The 14,745-nt window shown below is 72.9% G+C and carries 12 protein-coding genes; 9 read left to right on the top strand and 3 right to left on the bottom strand.

What is annotated here, in order from left to right:
* The first annotated feature begins 56 nt into the window (after positions 1–56).
* Genes J8403_RS32275 through dapD form a run of 3 tightly spaced genes read left to right on the top strand, consistent with a single transcriptional unit; the run spans position 57 to position 2,024 of the window.
* Entirely contained in the window at positions 57–377 is a 321-nt protein-coding gene (locus tag J8403_RS32275) for a DMT family transporter (protein ID WP_014059853.1), read from the top strand.
* Positions 377–1,024: a TetR/AcrR family transcriptional regulator gene (locus J8403_RS32280; protein ID WP_246586086.1), complete on the top strand. Its 648-nt coding sequence runs from the start codon at positions 377–379 to the stop codon at positions 1,022–1,024. The genes J8403_RS32275 and J8403_RS32280 overlap by 1 nt, the downstream gene beginning before the upstream one ends.
* A 10-nt stretch (positions 1,025–1,034) precedes the next feature.
* Positions 1,035–2,024 (top strand): 2,3,4,5-tetrahydropyridine-2,6-dicarboxylate N-succinyltransferase, encoded by a 990-nt coding sequence (gene dapD / locus J8403_RS32285; RefSeq protein WP_211126241.1) that lies wholly within the window; start codon positions 1,035–1,037, stop codon positions 2,022–2,024.
* A 76-nt stretch (positions 2,025–2,100) separates the two neighbouring features.
* On the opposite strand, the gene J8403_RS32290 is transcribed toward dapD, so the two are convergent.
* Positions 2,101–3,927, bottom strand: coding sequence for an endonuclease/exonuclease/phosphatase family protein (locus tag J8403_RS32290; RefSeq protein WP_211126242.1), 1,827 nt, complete (start codon positions 3,925–3,927; stop codon positions 2,101–2,103).
* A gap of 478 nt (positions 3,928–4,405) precedes the next feature.
* Here J8403_RS32290 and J8403_RS32295 point away from each other — a divergent pair, with 478 nt between their 5' ends.
* From J8403_RS32295 to J8403_RS32305, 3 genes are all read left to right on the top strand, one after another.
* On the top strand, positions 4,406–5,980 hold the full coding sequence (locus tag J8403_RS32295) for a hypothetical protein (RefSeq protein WP_211126243.1): 1,575 nt from the start codon (positions 4,406–4,408) through the stop codon (positions 5,978–5,980).
* A 1,186-nt stretch (positions 5,981–7,166) separates the two neighbouring features.
* Positions 7,167–8,624, top strand: a complete 1,458-nt coding sequence (locus tag J8403_RS32300; protein ID WP_211126244.1) for an alkaline phosphatase PhoX — start codon at positions 7,167–7,169, stop codon at positions 8,622–8,624.
* 56 nt (positions 8,625–8,680) lie between these two features.
* A complete protein-coding gene (locus tag J8403_RS32305) occupies positions 8,681–9,823 on the top strand; it encodes an LLM class flavin-dependent oxidoreductase (protein WP_246586402.1) in 1,143 nt (380 codons plus the stop codon).
* Here the strand turns inward: J8403_RS32305 and J8403_RS32310 are convergent.
* The gene (locus tag J8403_RS32310) at positions 9,776–10,999 is read right to left on the bottom strand and encodes a TerD family protein (RefSeq protein ID WP_211128537.1); all 1,224 of its coding nucleotides are present in this window, start codon (positions 10,997–10,999) and stop codon (positions 9,776–9,778) included. The two genes, J8403_RS32305 and J8403_RS32310, sit on opposite strands and share 48 nt — an antisense overlap.
* 120 nt (positions 11,000–11,119) lie before the next feature.
* Positions 11,120–12,058: a DMT family transporter gene (locus J8403_RS32315; RefSeq protein WP_211126245.1), complete on the bottom strand. Its 939-nt coding sequence runs from the start codon at positions 12,056–12,058 to the stop codon at positions 11,120–11,122.
* A gap of 144 nt (positions 12,059–12,202) precedes the next feature.
* Here J8403_RS32315 and J8403_RS32320 point away from each other — a divergent pair, with 144 nt between their 5' ends.
* The 3 genes from J8403_RS32320 (at position 12,203) to J8403_RS32330 (ending at position 14,742) form a co-directional block, all read left to right on the top strand.
* Complete coding sequence (locus J8403_RS32320; RefSeq protein ID WP_211126246.1) at positions 12,203–12,775, top strand: TetR/AcrR family transcriptional regulator; 573 nt, start codon at positions 12,203–12,205, stop codon at positions 12,773–12,775.
* A 99-nt stretch (positions 12,776–12,874) separates the two neighbouring features.
* On the top strand, positions 12,875–13,303 hold the full coding sequence (locus J8403_RS32325) for a MarR family winged helix-turn-helix transcriptional regulator (RefSeq protein WP_211128538.1): 429 nt from the start codon (positions 12,875–12,877) through the stop codon (positions 13,301–13,303).
* Positions 13,300–14,742: an MFS transporter gene (locus J8403_RS32330; RefSeq protein ID WP_211126247.1), complete on the top strand. Its 1,443-nt coding sequence runs from the start codon at positions 13,300–13,302 to the stop codon at positions 14,740–14,742. Before J8403_RS32325 ends, J8403_RS32330 begins: the two co-directional genes overlap by 4 nt.
* Positions 14,743–14,745: the final 3 nt, after the last annotated feature.

Below are 14,745 nucleotides of genomic sequence, written 5' to 3' on the forward strand. Positions count from 1 at the left end.
TGTTCCGGATCCGTCTTTATGTACGGCCGTACGCATCGTTGTGTACACTTGTACGCATGGGATATGTGACGCTCTCCGGGGCCATCCTGGCCGAGATCCTGGCGACCACCTCGATGAAGTACAGCGAAGGCTTCAGCAGGCTCTGGCCCTCGCTGGCCACCGGCGCGGGCTATCTGCTGTCCTTCGTGCTGCTCGCGCACACCCTCAAGACCATCTCCGTCAGCACCGCCTACGCCATATGGGCCGGGGCCGGGACCGCCGTCATCGCCGCGATCGGCATGCTCTTCCTGGGGGAGGCGATGACCGCCGCCAAGGTGCTCGGCGTGCTGCTGGTCATCGCCGGAGTGGTGGTGCTCAATCTGAACGGCGCCCACTGATGGGGCGCCGCTACGACCCCGACCGGCGGCAGCGGATCATCGACGCCGCGGCCGCCGTGGTCCGCGAGCGTGGCATCGCGGGGCTCGCCCACCGGGCCGTGGCCGCCGCGGCCGATGTGCCACTGGGCTCGACGACCTACCATTTCGCGACCCTCGACGACCTGCTGATCGCGGCGCTCCGCCAGATCAACGCGGAATGGCTGGCGGAGGTGGAGAGCTGGGTGGAGGGCGTCGATCCGGCCGCGCCGCCGGCGGACGAGCTGGCCCGGTGGCTGGAGGATCAGCTCACGGGCGAACGGGCGCGGATGGAGCTGGAGTACGAGCTGTACTTCGCCGCGTTGCGCCATGAGGGGCTGCGTCCGCTCGCCGCCGAATGTCTGGACGAGATGGCCCGGATGCTGACGCGACTGGTGCCCGACGCGGCCACGGCGCGCGCCGTGGTGGCTCTGATCGACGGACTGACCCTGCAGGTGCTGCTGGCGGACCGCCCGTACGACCGGGAGGGCACCCGCGCGGCGCTGGTGCGGCTCATGGGTGGAGACGACGGCGAGGACGGGGCGCCGGGGGCCGCTCGCCGACACCGCGTGACGAGCCTCCCGGGCCCGCTCGCTGAGACCGGTTCGCCTCCCGGCCCCGCCTCCGGTTAGCGTTCTGACCATGACCGATGCATCCACCACCGCCCCCACCGGCGCCGTCGCCGCCGGTCTCGCCACCCTCACCGAGGACGGCACCGTTCTGGACACCTGGTTCCCGGCCCCCGAGCTGGCCGCCGAGCCCGGCCCGGCCGGGACCGAGCGGCTCGACGCCGAGCGGACCGCGCAGCTGCTGGGCGAGACCTCCCTCAAGGCGGTCGGACCGGACCCCCGGCGCGGCGTCGAGGTCGTCGCCGTCCGCACGGTCATCGCCTCGCTGGACGAGAAGCCGCTGGACGCGCACGACGTCTATCTGCGGCTGCATCTGCTCAGCCACCGGCTGGTCAAGCCGCACGGCCTGAGCCTGGACGGTCAGTTCGGCCTGCTGGCCAACGTCGCCTGGACCTCGCTCGGCCCCGTCGCCGCCGACCAGGTGGAGCGGGCCCGGCTGGCCGCCCGCGCCGAGGGGCTGCACCTGTCGGTGACCAGTGTCGACAAGTTCCCCCGGATGACCGACTACGTCGTCCCCGCCGGCGTCCGTATCGGCGACGCCGACCGGGTCCGCCTCGGCGCGCACCTCGCCCCCGGGACCACGGTCATGCACGAGGGCTTCGTCAACTTCAACGCCGGCACGCTGGGCACCTCCATGGTCGAGGGCCGGATCAGCGCGGGCGTCGTGGTCGGCGACGGCTCGGACATCGGCGGCGGCGCCTCGATCATGGGCACCCTCTCCGGCGGCGGCAAGCAGACGATCACCATCGGCGAGCGCTGCCTGCTCGGCGCCGAGGCGGGCCTGGGCATCCCGCTCGGCGACGACTGCATCGTGGAGGCGGGGCTGTATGTGACGGCGGGCACCCGCGTCACCCTCCCGGACGGCAAGATCGCCAAGGCCCTGGAGCTCTCCGGCGCCGACAACCTCCTCTTCCGCCGCAACTCCATCACCGGCGCGGTCGAGGCGCTGCCCCGCACCGGTTCCTGGGGCGGGCTGAACGAGGCGCTGCACAGCCATAACTGATCAACGGCGGTAAGGCGGCGGCCCGGTGGGGGACTCCCTTCCCCACCGGGCCGCCGCTCGTCCGTCAGCCGACGCCTCAGGGGCGCACCCGCACCACCTGCGGGTCGTGGTCGCTGGACTGGTCCGCGAACTCGGCATTGACGTGCACGATGTCGTAGTCGGCACGGCGCAGCGCGCGGCTGGTCAGGATGTGGTCCAGCACCTGCGAATTGCCGTTGTAGACATAGCCGTAGCGCTCGTCCCTCGGCAGCCGGGTCACCAGGTCGGTCAGCACACCGCCCTTGGTGAGGTCGGCCAGCGCGGGCGAGAACTGGTAGTCGTTGAGGTCGCCCGCGACGACCACGGCCGCCTTCGGGTCGGCGTTCAGCAGCGCCTTGACGAAGGTGTTGACGGTCTTGGCCTGCCCGGTGCGCTGGGTCTCCGAGGAGCGGGCCGGGGGCTGGAAGCGGCTGTCCAGGCCCTGGTCGCCGCCCTTGGAGTTGAAGTGGTTCGCCACCACGAACACCGGGCGGCCGCGGAAGGAGAACTGCCCGACCAGCGGCTTGCGGCTGGCTTTCCAGACGCCGTTCGCCGGGTCGATACGGCCGGGGGAGGCCGACAGCGTGGCCCTGCCGCCCTTCTTCTCGACCGTCACCGGGGTGGTGGAGTCGCCGCCGGGGATGTCGGTGAAGGAGACCCGCTCGGAGTTGTAGAGGAACGCCACGCGGATGTTGCCGCCCGGCTCGCCGCCGTCCTGGTCGTCAACCGGGTCGATCTGGCGCCACTCGTACGAGGGGCCGCCCGCCGCCTTGATCGCGTCGGTGAGCTTGGTCAGCGTGGCGTCGGCGCCCACCACCGAGTCGTTCGTGGCGCCGTTGTCGTCCTGGACCTCCTCCAGTGCGACGATGTCCGGCGAGGCGAGGTGCTCCACCAGCCCGGTGGCCAGCCGGTCGAACTTCGACTGGGCGGTCTTGGGGGAGAGGTTCTCCACGTTGTAGGTGGCGATGGAGAGTTCGTCCGCCTTCTGCTTGCGGGTGGTCTCCCGCTCGGGGCCGTGGTCGGCCAGGTCGCCCATCGTGGTGGCCGCGAGCGTGTAGCCGCCGAAGTTGTCGTAGTCCAGCGGTCCGGCCGTGGTGCCGGTCAGCGCGTCGCCGACGTCCGCGACCGGGAAGGGGTGCTCGGCGTAGGGGAGGAGGGAGACCACCTTCACCCGGCCCGCGTTGGGGTCGCGGTACGAGCCGTAGAGGGCGCCGCCGCGCGCGGTCCGCCGGTGGCGGGGCTCGGCGGTGACCCACAGCTCCTTGTAGGTGTTGGTCGCGCCGACCACGGGGGCGTTCTCGACCGAGACCCGCATGCCTTCGAGGGACTCGTAGCGGTCCAGGGCGTACGAGCGCGGCCGCAGCGTCAGCCCCTCGATGGAGGCGCCGCCCGCCTCGGGGGTGTAGCGGTCGGGGATCGTGGACGGGTTGAGCCGGTAGGCGGCGGGCAGCGCGTTGCCGGAGGACCGGACCGTCCAGGTGGCCTTGGAGATCTCGGTGAGCGACTGCAGACCGGCGTCCTTGCCGCCCGGGTAGTACTCGGACACCGTCCCGGAGACCAGCACCGAGTCGCCCACGGCGACCGAGGGCGTGGTCGATCCGGTGAAGACGAAGATCGCCTCGCTGGTGGCCGCGTCCCGGTCGGGCTCGGTGTCCTGGATCCAGAAGCCGCGGGAGGAGCCGAAGGCGCGTATCGCCGTGACCGTGCCGGGGACCTCGGTCACCTGCTGTCCGGCGAGCGGGGATATTCGGGTGCTGCCCTGGATGTCATGGATGCGGATCTCGGCGGCGGAGGCCGACGAGGGCACGACGAGCAGCCCGGCCGCGAGGGCGGAGGCGGCGACGGCGGTGACGGCGACGGGTCCGCGCGGTGCGCGAAGGGACATGGTGGTGGCCTCCGGAAAGGAGTGAACGGCGAGGAAATCGCCTCTACGCGCGTCAATCTCTTTCCTGGGCGCGGAAGTTGTCAAGACAGGACGGGTGGCGTGCGGATGGCGGGGGCGGGGCGGGAGCATGAACGAGGGGACGCCGCGCGCCCCCTCGCCCCGGCCGGTTCCCGCAGCCCACTGGCCGAATTCACCGCCTGCCGCGGTGCGGGATCGGGCGCGGGACCACATCGGGACGAAAGTGCCGTCCCGTTCCGTCTACGCTGGGGTCCGGGCCGTGCCGTGGCGCCCGTGCCCGTACACCCGCATATCCGTACCCCCATGGCTCCACAGCGGGGTCCTGGGACCCATAGCCTCATAGCTCCACAGCCCCGCACAGCTCCACAGCCCCGCACAGCTCCACAGCCCCGCACAGCTCCACAGCCCCCACAGCCCCATAGCCCCGCGACTTCCGCGCCCCGAGGAGTGACGTCCGCCCATGCCAGAAGAGCGCCCCACCATGCCGCCCGTGCGGCTTCGCACCGACGCGGAACTCGCGCGGGACGCACTCGCCGCGCCGCTCCTCGCCCGCGCGGTCCGGCTCGCCCGCTGGGCCGAGCCGGGGAAGCCGGTGGCGTCGGGCGGGGTGCTGCCGGAGGGCGAGCTGCGGGCGGCGATCGAGCTGCTGGGGCTGTCGGGGGACGAGGACGGACCCGAGCACACGGCGCAGGCGTGGCAGCTCGCCGTCGACACCGGGCTGGTCGAGATCGACGAGTCCGAGGAGGCGTCGGGCGCCGCGGCGGCCGCGCGGTCCGAGGTCGCGGGCGAGGCCGATGGCGACGGCGATGGCGATGGCCGTGGTGCCGGCGACCGCGCGGACGGCGAGGCGCCGCTCGGGGACGAGTTCTCCGCCCTCGCGATCAGCGGCGAGGAGCTGCGGCTGATCACCGAGGGCGGCCCCCGCGACATCCTGGACATCTGGCTCGACGGCTTCGAGACGGTGCTGGCCGACGCCGCCGCCCCCGATCTGGGCGACATCGCGGCCCAGATCAGCGAGGGCGGTGAACTCGACCTCGACGCGATCGACTGGAACCCGGAGGAGGAGGCCGAGTTCCTGGACGGGGTGCTCGGCAACCTCTATCTGCTGACCGCCCTGGACGAGGAGGCCGCCGCGGCCTCCGTACCGCTGCCCGCGCTGGCCGCCTCCATGATCGTCCCCGAGGACATGGACGAGCCCACCGACGACATCCTCGAAGAGGTCTCCGAGGCGATGGTGCGGCTGGACGACCAGTTCCGGCTGCTCGCCCCGACCGGTCTCATCGACTACCAGCCGGTGGACGAGGCGCTGATCCAGGAGGTCGACGGCGAGGGCCGGATCCAGGAGCCCGAGACCGCCGAGGAACTGGAGGACGAGGACGTCTCGCGCTACGGCATGGTGCGGCTCACCCCGCTCGGCATCTACGCCGTACGCGCCCGGATGATCGAGGCGGGCATCGACGCCCCGGCCGTCGGCGACCTGGCCGACAAGGGCGCCGACATCCTGCTCGACGCCCTCCCCGGCCACCCCGAGCCCGCCGCCCAGGCCGAGGCCGAACAGTGGCTGGCCCGCCGCACGCCCGAGGAGGCCGCCCGCGAACTGCTCGCCGCCGCCCGCGGCGACGACGAGGGCGCACCGCTGCGCCGCCTCACCTGCCAGCAGACGCTCTCGCTGGTCGGGACCGAGGCCGAGCCCGCCCTGCGCGAGGTGCTCGACGACCGCCACCTGGGCGGGCTGGCCCGGGTCTGGCTGGCCGAACACGGGGTGGCGGGCGTCCCGGAGCCGTCGGAGGCGATGGTCTTCTGGCTGACCGTGGACACCCTCGCGGCCCAGCTCGCCACCGAGGGCGACTCGGCGGAGCTGCGGGACCTGGTGCGCGGCCTGGTCGACCAGTCCGGGAGCTTCTTCGACTCGGCCTGGCGGGTGGACCACCCGGCGACCGCGGAGGTCCTGGAGGCGATGGGCCGCCTCCACCCGGACAAGCAGGCCGCCAAGGAGGCCCGCAAGGCGGCCTTCAAGGCGCGCTCAAGGGCGTAGCGGCGCGGGGCTTCACCGTGGCCCGGGGCCGGCTCGTACGCGGGCCCCGCTGCGGCCCGGCCGACCCGTGACGCCAGCCCGCTGCGGCCCGGGCCGACCCCGTGGCGTCTTCGCGGAACGCCCGCCCGGCTCGGTGCGGATGCCCGCGGGATCGTGCCGCCTGCGGCGGGCTGTTCCCCTCCCCGCCCCTTCCCGAAACTGGGGCTCCGCCCCAGACCCCGGGGGTCGGGGGTGACCTGGTGGGGGCGGGGTCGGTCAGGGCTCCCCGTGCCCGCGCCTTTTCGTGGGACCGGTGTGCGGCTTCGCCGTGTGGTGGGGCTCTGCCCCATACCTCGGGTTCGGGGGCGGAGCTCTGGTGAGGGGCGCGGTCGGGCAGGTTGCCCCGTCCCTGCGCCCTTTCGTGGCACCGATGTGCGGCTCCGTCGCCCGGACCCCGGGGTTCGGGGGGCAGGTTCTGGTGGGGGGCGCGGTCGGGCAGGTTGCTCCCGCCCCCGCTCCTTCCTGCGGCATCGGTGTGCGGCTTCGCCGTGTGGTGGGGCTCTGCCCCGTAGCTCGGGTTCGGGGGCGGAGCTCTGGTGAGGGGCGCGGTCGGGCAGGTTGCCCCGTCCCTGCGCCCTTTCGTGGCACCGATGTGCGGCTCCGTCGCCCGGACCCCGGGGTTCGGGGGGCAGGTTCTGGTGGGGGGCGCGGTCGGGCAGGTTGCTCCCGCCCCCGCTCCTTCCTGCGGCATCGGTGTGCGGCTCCGCCGTGTGGTGGGGCTCCGCTCCAGACCCCGGGGTGCAGGGGCGGAGCCCCTGGTATCGGGAAGGGGCGGGGAGGGGAAAGATCCGTCGGGCACCCCCGGGCGCGGGCGCGGGTGCCGGGGCTGACACCCTCCCGGGGCCGGCCCGCCGTTCGCGTGTCGCGGTCCGGTGCGGGCGTCAGCCCGCTGGGTGGGGGTGCCGCCCGGCGGCACCCCCACCCAGCGGGCTGGAGGCCACGCACGGGGCGACGGGCCCGCGACGGGCCCGCGGCGGCCCCCCGCCGGAAAGTTGCGCGCCGCGTAGAGCCATACCGGCCCCCGCACCGTATAAGGCGTCGGCGGCCATTCGTCCCTTGATGTCGCGCTCCGTTCAACTGATGTTCGGCCTGGGGCGGGAACGTATGGCCGCAGTCGGAGGCCACCATCCTGCGTTCAGGAGAAGACATGTCGCTCAGCCGAAGAGACTTCGCGAAGCGTTCCGCGTACACCGGGGCCGGGGTCGCCCTGGTCGGAAGCGCGGGGGTGCTCGCCACCGCCCCCGGCGCGCTCGCCGCTGAGGCGACCGACGCGGGCGCCGCGGGCGTCGCGGGCCACCATGGCCACGGCGGCGCGTCGCTCGGCTACGGTCCGCTCGTCGAGGACCCCAAGGGCATCCTGGCGCTGCCCAAGGGGTTCCGCTACAAGATCATCACCCGCACCGGTGAGACGAAGCTGGAGACCGGCGAGTCCACCCCGTCCAACCACGACGGCACCGCCACCTTCGAGGGCTCGCGCGGCTCGACGCTGCTGGTCAACAATCACGAGCTGGCCGGTCCCCGCAGTAAGTGGCCGCACCCGGTCCCGCTGATCGAGGGGCTGGTCTACGACCCGGCGGCCTCCGGCGGCTGCACCGTCGTCGAGGTCTCCAAGCACGGCGACCATGTCACCGAGTGGGTCGGCATCGCGGGCACCGCCACCAACTGCGCCGGTGGCCGCACCCCCTGGGGCACCTGGCTGACCTGCGAGGAGACCGAGGACAAGGCCGGCCAGAACGGCATGACCAAGGACCACGGCTACGTCTTCGAGGTCGACCCGCACGACCGTAAGGCCAACCGCGACCCGAAGCCGATCAAGGCCCTGGGCCGGTACGCCCACGAGGCCGTCGTCGTGGACCCCAAGCGCGGTCACCTCTACCTCACCGAGGACGCCTCCGGCCCGAACGGGCTCCTCTACCGCTGGGTGCCGCCGCACGGCTTCGAGCACGGCCGCGGCCAGCTCGACCGGCTCAAGGACGACGCGGGGGTGCTCCAGGCGCCCAAGTGCTACGACTCCGGCGGCAACTTCGTGGACGACCTGTCCCGCGCCACCAAGACCGGCACGGTCTACGGCGTGGACTGGGAGACGGTGCCGGACCGCGACGCGAAGTCCGTGTCGGTGCGCAAGCAGTTCAAGGACGGCGAGATCACCCGGGCGCGCAAGCTCGAGGGCATGTGGTGGGCCGACGGCGGCGCGTACATCGTCTCCTCGTTCGCCCGTGAGGAGAGCCCGGTCCAGCACGACGGCCAGGTCTGGTTCTACGACCCCAAGCGCCGCACCCTCACCCTCAAGGTGCTGCTCGGCGTCAACCCCGACCCGTCGAAGGACGGTGCCTTCGACGGCCCGGACAACATCACCGTCTCGCCGTACGGCGGTCTGGTCATCGCCGAGGACGGCGAGGGCATCCAGCACCTCTTCGGCGCCACCGAGGACGGCCGGACGTACCCGATCGCGCGCAACGACCTGAACATCGGCACGGCGGAGGAGCCGGAGTTCAGCGAGTTCACCGGTGTGGTCTTCTCGCCCGACGGGTCGACGCTGTACGCCAACATCCAGGTGCCGGGCATCATGCTCGCGATCACCGGCCCCTGGCGCCGCCAGCGCTGACGCGGGTCCACAGGGCCGGGGGAATCCGCCCGGCCGGGGGATGCGTTGACGTGAGGGTGACCTCACGTCTGCGCACCACCCCCTTCTCCATCCTGGACCGCTCCCGCACCCGCCAGGGCCGGGAGCGGTCGCAGGCGCTGCGCGACACCGTGCGGTTCGCCCAGCAGGCCGAGGCCCTGGGCTACCACCGCTTCTGGGTCTCCGAGCACCACAGCGTGCCCGGTGTCGCCGGTTCGGCGCCCACGGTGCTGGCGTCCGCCGTCGCGGCGGCGACGGTCCGCATCCGGGTGGGCACGGGCGGGGTGATGCTGCCGAACCACCGCCCGCTGGTCGTGGCGGAGCAGTTCGGGGTGCTCGAATCCCTCTTCCCGGGCCGGATCGACATGGGCCTGGGCCGCTCCGTCGGCTTCACCGACGGCATCCGCCGCGCCCTGGGCACCGAGAAGGACGCGGCGCGGGACTTCGGCGCCCAACTGGACGAGCTGCTCGGCTGGTTCACCGGCGAGCAGGGCGCCTACCCCCAGGTCCACGCCCACCCGGCGGAGGGGCTGCGGCCGCCCGTCTTCGTCCTGGCCACCGGCGCGGGCGCGGATCTGGCGGCGGAGGCGGGGCTGTCCCTGGTGATCGGCGATCTGCGGGGCCGGGACGAGATGCTGCGCGCGATCGACCGCTACCGCGCGGGCTTCCGCCCCTCGGCGTGGTCCTCCGCCCCGTACGTCGTCGCCTCGGGCAACGTCGCGGTCGCCGGCACGGCGCAGGAGGCCCGCCGGCTGCTGCTCCCCGAGGCCTGGGCGATGGCCCACTCCCGCACCCACGGCGTCTTCCCGCCGCTGGCCCCGGCCGCGGAGATCGAGGCCCGGGAGATGACCGAGAAGGAGCGCGGCTTCTACGAGCGGGGCCTGCGCGGCCAGTTGTACGGCACGGAGGACGAGGTCGCCGCCGCGCTCGACGAGCTGATCGAGCGCAGCGACGCCGACGAGGTGCTGGTCACCACGAGCACCTACGACCGCGAGGCCCTGTTGGATTCCTACCGGCGCCTGGCCCGCGTGGCGGGGCTGTCGGGCGACCCCGACTCCGGCGACCTCGGCTCCGGCGCCCCGGACTCCGGCGGCCCCGGCTTCGCCTCCGGCCCTTCCGGCCCCGGCCGGGTGTCAGAGGGCCTTGCCGGCGGGCTTGGCCATGCCGCGCACGGTGCGTGAGTCCACGTACTCACCCATCGCGGTCATCTCCCACTCGCCCGAGAACTGCTTGATCAGCTTCGCCATCATCACCCCCGTGCGCGGCTCGGCGTGGGTGAGGTCGAAGCGGACCAGCTCCTCGCCGGACTGGGCGTCGAGCAGACGGCAGTACGCCTTGGCCACATCGGTGAACTTCTGGCCGGAGAAGGAGTTGACCGTGAAGACCAGGCCGGTGACCTCGGGCGGGAGGCCGCCGAGGTGGACGGTGATGGACTCGTCGTCGCCGCCGCCCTCACCGGTGAGGTTGTCGCCGGAGTGCTGAATGGCACCGTTGAGGATGGCCAGCTTGCCGAAGAAGCAGGCGTCGATCTTCTTACGGTCGACACCGAAGGCGATCACGGACGCGTCCAGGTCGATGTCCTTGCCGCGGAAGGCGGGCTCCCAGCCCAGGCCCATCTTCACGGAGCTGAGCAACGGGCGGCCGCCCTTGACCAGCGACACCGTCTGGTTCTTCTGCAGGCTGACGCGGCCCTTGTCCAGGTTGATCTTCCCGGTGGCCGGGGCCGGGGCCGGTGCGGCGGCGGGCGGCGCGGCAGGGGCGGCGGCCGGCGGGGCGGTCGGCATGGGCGGCGGGGGCTGGAAACCGGCGGGCGGGCCGCTCGGCGGGGGCGGGGACTGGGTGGCGTGGGCGGCCGGGGCCGAGGGCTCCTCGACGGTCACCCCGAAGTCGGTGGCGATGCCCGCCAGACCGTTGGCATACCCCTGCCCGACCGCGCGCACCTTCCACGCCCCATTGCGCCGGTAGACCTCCACGATCACCAGCGCGGTCTCGGTGCCCAGCTGCGGCGGGGTGAAGGAGGCGATCACCGCGCCGTCGTCGGCGCCGCGCACGGTGGCGGTCGGCTCGGTGCCCGCGAACGTCGCCCCGGGCGCGTCCAGACTCGCGGTCACCACGATCTTCTCGATGTCGGCGGGCACGGCGGAGGTGTCCACGGTGATGGTGTCGCCCGCGCCCGCCGCACCGGCGCGATGGGTCACCCCGGGTCCGGCGGGCTGGTTGTAGAAGACGAAGTCGTCGTCGGAGCGCACCTTGCCGTTGGCGGTGAGCAGCAGGCCCGATACGTCGAGCCGCACCGGAGCGGTGACGTCAACCGCCACGCGCGCGACGGGGAGGGGGAGGTTCGAGCCGGGTGTCATAGCGGTCATGCCCGGGGTAACGAACGTCCCCGCTTTACGGTTCCTTGACCTGCGTCTGACTTCCGTCAAGCACGCCGCTCCTGCTCCTGCCGGACGCTCCGCACCCGCGTGCTGCGCGACCTACTCGGCCGGGACCCGCGGCACCGCTCGATCACGCACCGGTTCCTCCGCGAGCCGCGCCGACCGATCCGGGCGGCGGCGCACGGTGGCGGCCGTCACGCCGATCACGCACACCGCCATGCCCGCGAGGGCGGTCCACCCGGGCGCGTCCCCGAACATCGCGTAGGCCCACACCAGCGTGGTCGGGGGCGTGAGGTAGATCAGCGCGCTGGTGCCGGTGACGCCGTTGCGGCGCAGGCTCAGCCAGTAGAAGCCGTAGCCGCCGACCGTGGAGAGCAGCACCGTCCAGACCACGGCGGCCCAGAAGCCCCCGCCCGACGGCGGCGCGGCATCGCCCCCGACGAGGGCGACCACGGTGAACAGCACGGCGCTGACGAGGCAGTGGAGCGGTATGGCGTCCACGGGGGCGAGCGGCGCCCGCGCCCTGCGTTCCAGGAAGCTCGCGGCCAGCAGCGCCGCCATGGCGGCGAAGGGCAGCCCGTACGCCCAGGCCGGCGCGGCGGTCGGGCCCGCCGACAGATCGCCCTGGACGACGAGCGCGACCCCGACGAGCCCGATCGCCAGCCCCGCCCACTGGCGCGGGCTGACCGTCTCCCCGAGCAGCCGCCCGGCCAGCGCGCCCGCCGCGAGCGGCTGCAGCGCGGCGATCAGCGCGGCGGTGCCGGACGGCACGCCGAGCCCGACCGCCCAGACGATGCCCCCGAGATAGCCGCCCTGCGAGAGCGCGCCGATCGCCGCCTGCTCGGCCAGGGCGCGTGGGCGCAGTCGGCGGCGCCTGAACAGCGCCCAGGCGCCCCCCAAGATCGCCGCCGCGGCGAGGAAGCGCCACATCAGCAGGGTGTCGGCGGGGGCCTCCCGGGTGCCGAGCTCGGCTCCGATGAAGCCGGAGCTCCACATCACGACGAGGCCGATGGAGGTGACGGCGGCGCTGACGGGCATGGGATGTCCTCGCTCTGGTTGGGGTCTGGGATCCGGGAGCTGGGTCTGGCACCCGCTCCGGGTATACCGATCTGTTTAGTCCCTCATCCACTAGACTAAACAGATCGGTATACACGTCAACCCCGACCCGGAGGTGATCACGGCATGGAAGCGCCTACAGGAGTGCTCACCCCCGCCGCGCGCCGCATCCTCGACACCGCGGCCGAGCTGTTCTACGGGCAGGGGATCAACGCGGTCGGCGTGGATCTGATCGCCAAGCGCTCCGGTGTCACCAAGAAGACGCTGTACGACCGGTTCGGCTCCAAGGAGGCCCTGGTCGCCGCGTATCTGCGGGAGCGCGATGAGCGGTGGCGGGCATGGCTCACCGCCGAGGTGGAGAAGTCGCCCCCGGCCGATCGCGCCCTGGCCACGTTCGACGCGCTCGCGCTCTGGGTGGCCCGCGAGAACCCGCGCGGCTGCGGTTTCGTGAACGCGGCGGCCGAACTGCCGGACGCCGGGCATCCGGCCCGCCAGGTGATCGCCGACCAGAAGCGCTGGCTGCGCGGATATCTGCGGCAGCTGTGCGAGGAGGCGGGCGTGACGGACCCCGACGAGCCGGCGGACGAGCTGCTGCTGCTCCACGAGGGCGCCACGGTGCTGAACGGACTGTCGGTGGTCGCGGACGCGGTCGGCATCGCGCGGCGGCTGGCCGTGCGGGCGCTGGAGCGGGCCAGGTGATGCCACAGCCGAATAACACAGTCCAGCCTGCCCAGTTTGAACTGGACAGGCTGGACTGAAGAAATTACCGTGACGGGCATGGCAGAGACCCTTGGCGGCATGTCCGCGTCCGCCGTGCGCGCCGCGCACGAGATCCGTGTGGTGATCGGCCGGCTGCGGCGGCGGTTCAGGGAGACGTACGACAACGAGGGGCTCACCCCCTCGCAGACCTCCGTGCTCAGCAGGCTCAGCAAGGAGGGCCCCGCCTCGACCAGCGCCCTGGCGGCGGCCGAGCGCGTGCGGCCGCAGTCGATGGCGGCCACGCTCGCCGTGCTGGAGGAGCGCGGGCTGATCCAGCGGCGTCCCGATCCCCATGACGGGCGGCGGCAGTTGGTCTCGACGAGCGACACCGGCAGTGCGTACCTGGACGACAAGCGGCGGGCGGGCGAGGAATGGCTCGCCCAGGCCCTGGAGACCGGCTATACGGAAGCGGAACGGGAGACCATCCTCGAGGCGCTGGCCCTGCTGGACCGGCTCAGCCGCGCATGATCGAGCGGCTGACACGACGCAGGGCCAAAACCACCGCGCGGGGCTCCTTCGACCGTAAGCTCCTCGCGCCGATGATGCTGGGTTCGATCCTGAACCCGGTCAACTCCTCCATCATCTCCGTGTCGTTGGTGCCCATCGGCGCCGCGTTCGGGGCGCCGCCCTCGCAGACGGCCTGGCTGGTCTCCGCGCTCTATCTGGCCACCGCGATAGGGCAGCCGGTCGTGGGCCGGCTGATCGACCTCTACGGGCCGCGCCGCCTCTTCCTCGCCGGGGCCACGCTGACCGGGATCGCCGGGCTGATCGGTCTGCTGGCCCCGAACATGGGGGCGCTGGTCGTCTCGCGGGTGGTGCTCGGCTTCGGCACCTGCGCGGGCTATCCGGCGGCGATGTCCCTCATCCGCAGCGAGGCCCGGCGGACCGGCCAGGACAGCCCCGCCGGGATCCTCGCCACGCTCGCGGTCGCGAGCCAGACCGTCGCGGTCATCGGACCGCCCCTGGGCGGAGTGCTGATCGGGCTGGGCGGCTGGCGCAGCACGTTCGCCGTCAACATCCCCCTCGCGGTGGCCGGTCTGCTCCTCGGCGTCCGGCGGCTGCCCAAGGCGCCCCGGGAGGCGCGCGCGGCGAAGGGGATCCGGCTGGACCTGCCGGGCATGGCGCTGTTCGCCGCGATGCTCGTCTCGCTGCTGCTCTTCCTGATGGAGCCCCGGGCCGACCGCTGGTACCTGCCCGTGCTGATGGTGGTGGCGGCGGCCGGGTTCGCGGTGCGGGAACTGCGGGTGGCCGAGCCCTTCATCGATCTGCGGGTGTTCGGCGGCAATACACCCCTGCTGCTCACCTATGCCCGCGCCCTCCTCGTCTCCGTCGTCTCGTACGTCTTCCTGTACGGCTACACCCAGTGGCTCCAGGACGGCCGGGGGCTGACGGCATCCCAGGCGGGCCTCGCCCAACTGCCGATGTTCCTCACCGGGATCGCGGTGTCCACCCTCACCGGCCGCCGGACCGCCGTACGCGGCAAGCTGCTCGTGGGCGCCGTGGCGCAGATCGCCGGCTGCTCCCTGCTGCTTCTGCTCCAGCCGCACAGCGCGGTGGGGCTGCTGATCACCGTCGCGCTCGTCTTCGGCGTACCGCAGGGGCTGATCAGCCTCGCGCTGCAGAACGCGGTGTACCACCAGGCCGATCCGGAACGGATGGGCGCCTCGGCGGGGCTGCTCCGTACCTTCCTCTACCTCGGCGCGATGGTCGCCTCCAGCGCCAACGGCGCCTTCTTCGGCGCCCGCGCCGACACCGGTGGGCTGCACGGCCTGGCCTGGTTCATGCTCACCGTCACCGGCCTGTTCCTGGCGCTGACGGCCGTGGACCGCTCGCTGGGCCGTATCGGATCCGACGCCTCCTCCGGCGCTTCCTCCTCCGCTCCACAACCGCAGCAGCGAAAGGCTTGATGA

The sequence above is a fragment of the Streptomyces yatensis genome (genome assembly GCF_018069625.1).
GTDB classification, from domain to species: Bacteria; Actinomycetota; Actinomycetes; order Streptomycetales; family Streptomycetaceae; genus Streptomyces; species Streptomyces yatensis.

Coding starts and splice junctions, on each gene's coding strand:
- J8403_RS32290 (WP_211126242.1), bottom strand. CDS start 3,927: ATGTCCCTTCGCGCACCGCGCGGACCCGTCGCCGTCACCGCCGTCGCC.
- J8403_RS32310 (WP_211128537.1), bottom strand. CDS start 10,999: ATGACACCCGGCTCGAACCTCCCCCTCCCCGTCGCGCGCGTGGCGGTT.
- J8403_RS32295 (WP_211126243.1), top strand. CDS start 4,406: ATGCCAGAAGAGCGCCCCACCATGCCGCCCGTGCGGCTTCGCACCGAC.
- J8403_RS32330 (WP_211126247.1), top strand. CDS start 13,300: ATGATCGAGCGGCTGACACGACGCAGGGCCAAAACCACCGCGCGGGGC.
- J8403_RS32280 (WP_246586086.1), top strand. CDS start 377: ATGGGGCGCCGCTACGACCCCGACCGGCGGCAGCGGATCATCGACGCC.
- J8403_RS32300 (WP_211126244.1), top strand. CDS start 7,167: ATGTCGCTCAGCCGAAGAGACTTCGCGAAGCGTTCCGCGTACACCGGG.
- J8403_RS32320 (WP_211126246.1), top strand. CDS start 12,203: ATGGAAGCGCCTACAGGAGTGCTCACCCCCGCCGCGCGCCGCATCCTC.
- J8403_RS32325 (WP_211128538.1), top strand. CDS start 12,875: ATGTCCGCGTCCGCCGTGCGCGCCGCGCACGAGATCCGTGTGGTGATC.
- dapD (WP_211126241.1), top strand. CDS start 1,035: ATGACCGATGCATCCACCACCGCCCCCACCGGCGCCGTCGCCGCCGGT.
- J8403_RS32275 (WP_014059853.1), top strand. CDS start 57: ATGGGATATGTGACGCTCTCCGGGGCCATCCTGGCCGAGATCCTGGCG.
- J8403_RS32315 (WP_211126245.1), bottom strand. CDS start 12,058: ATGCCCGTCAGCGCCGCCGTCACCTCCATCGGCCTCGTCGTGATGTGG.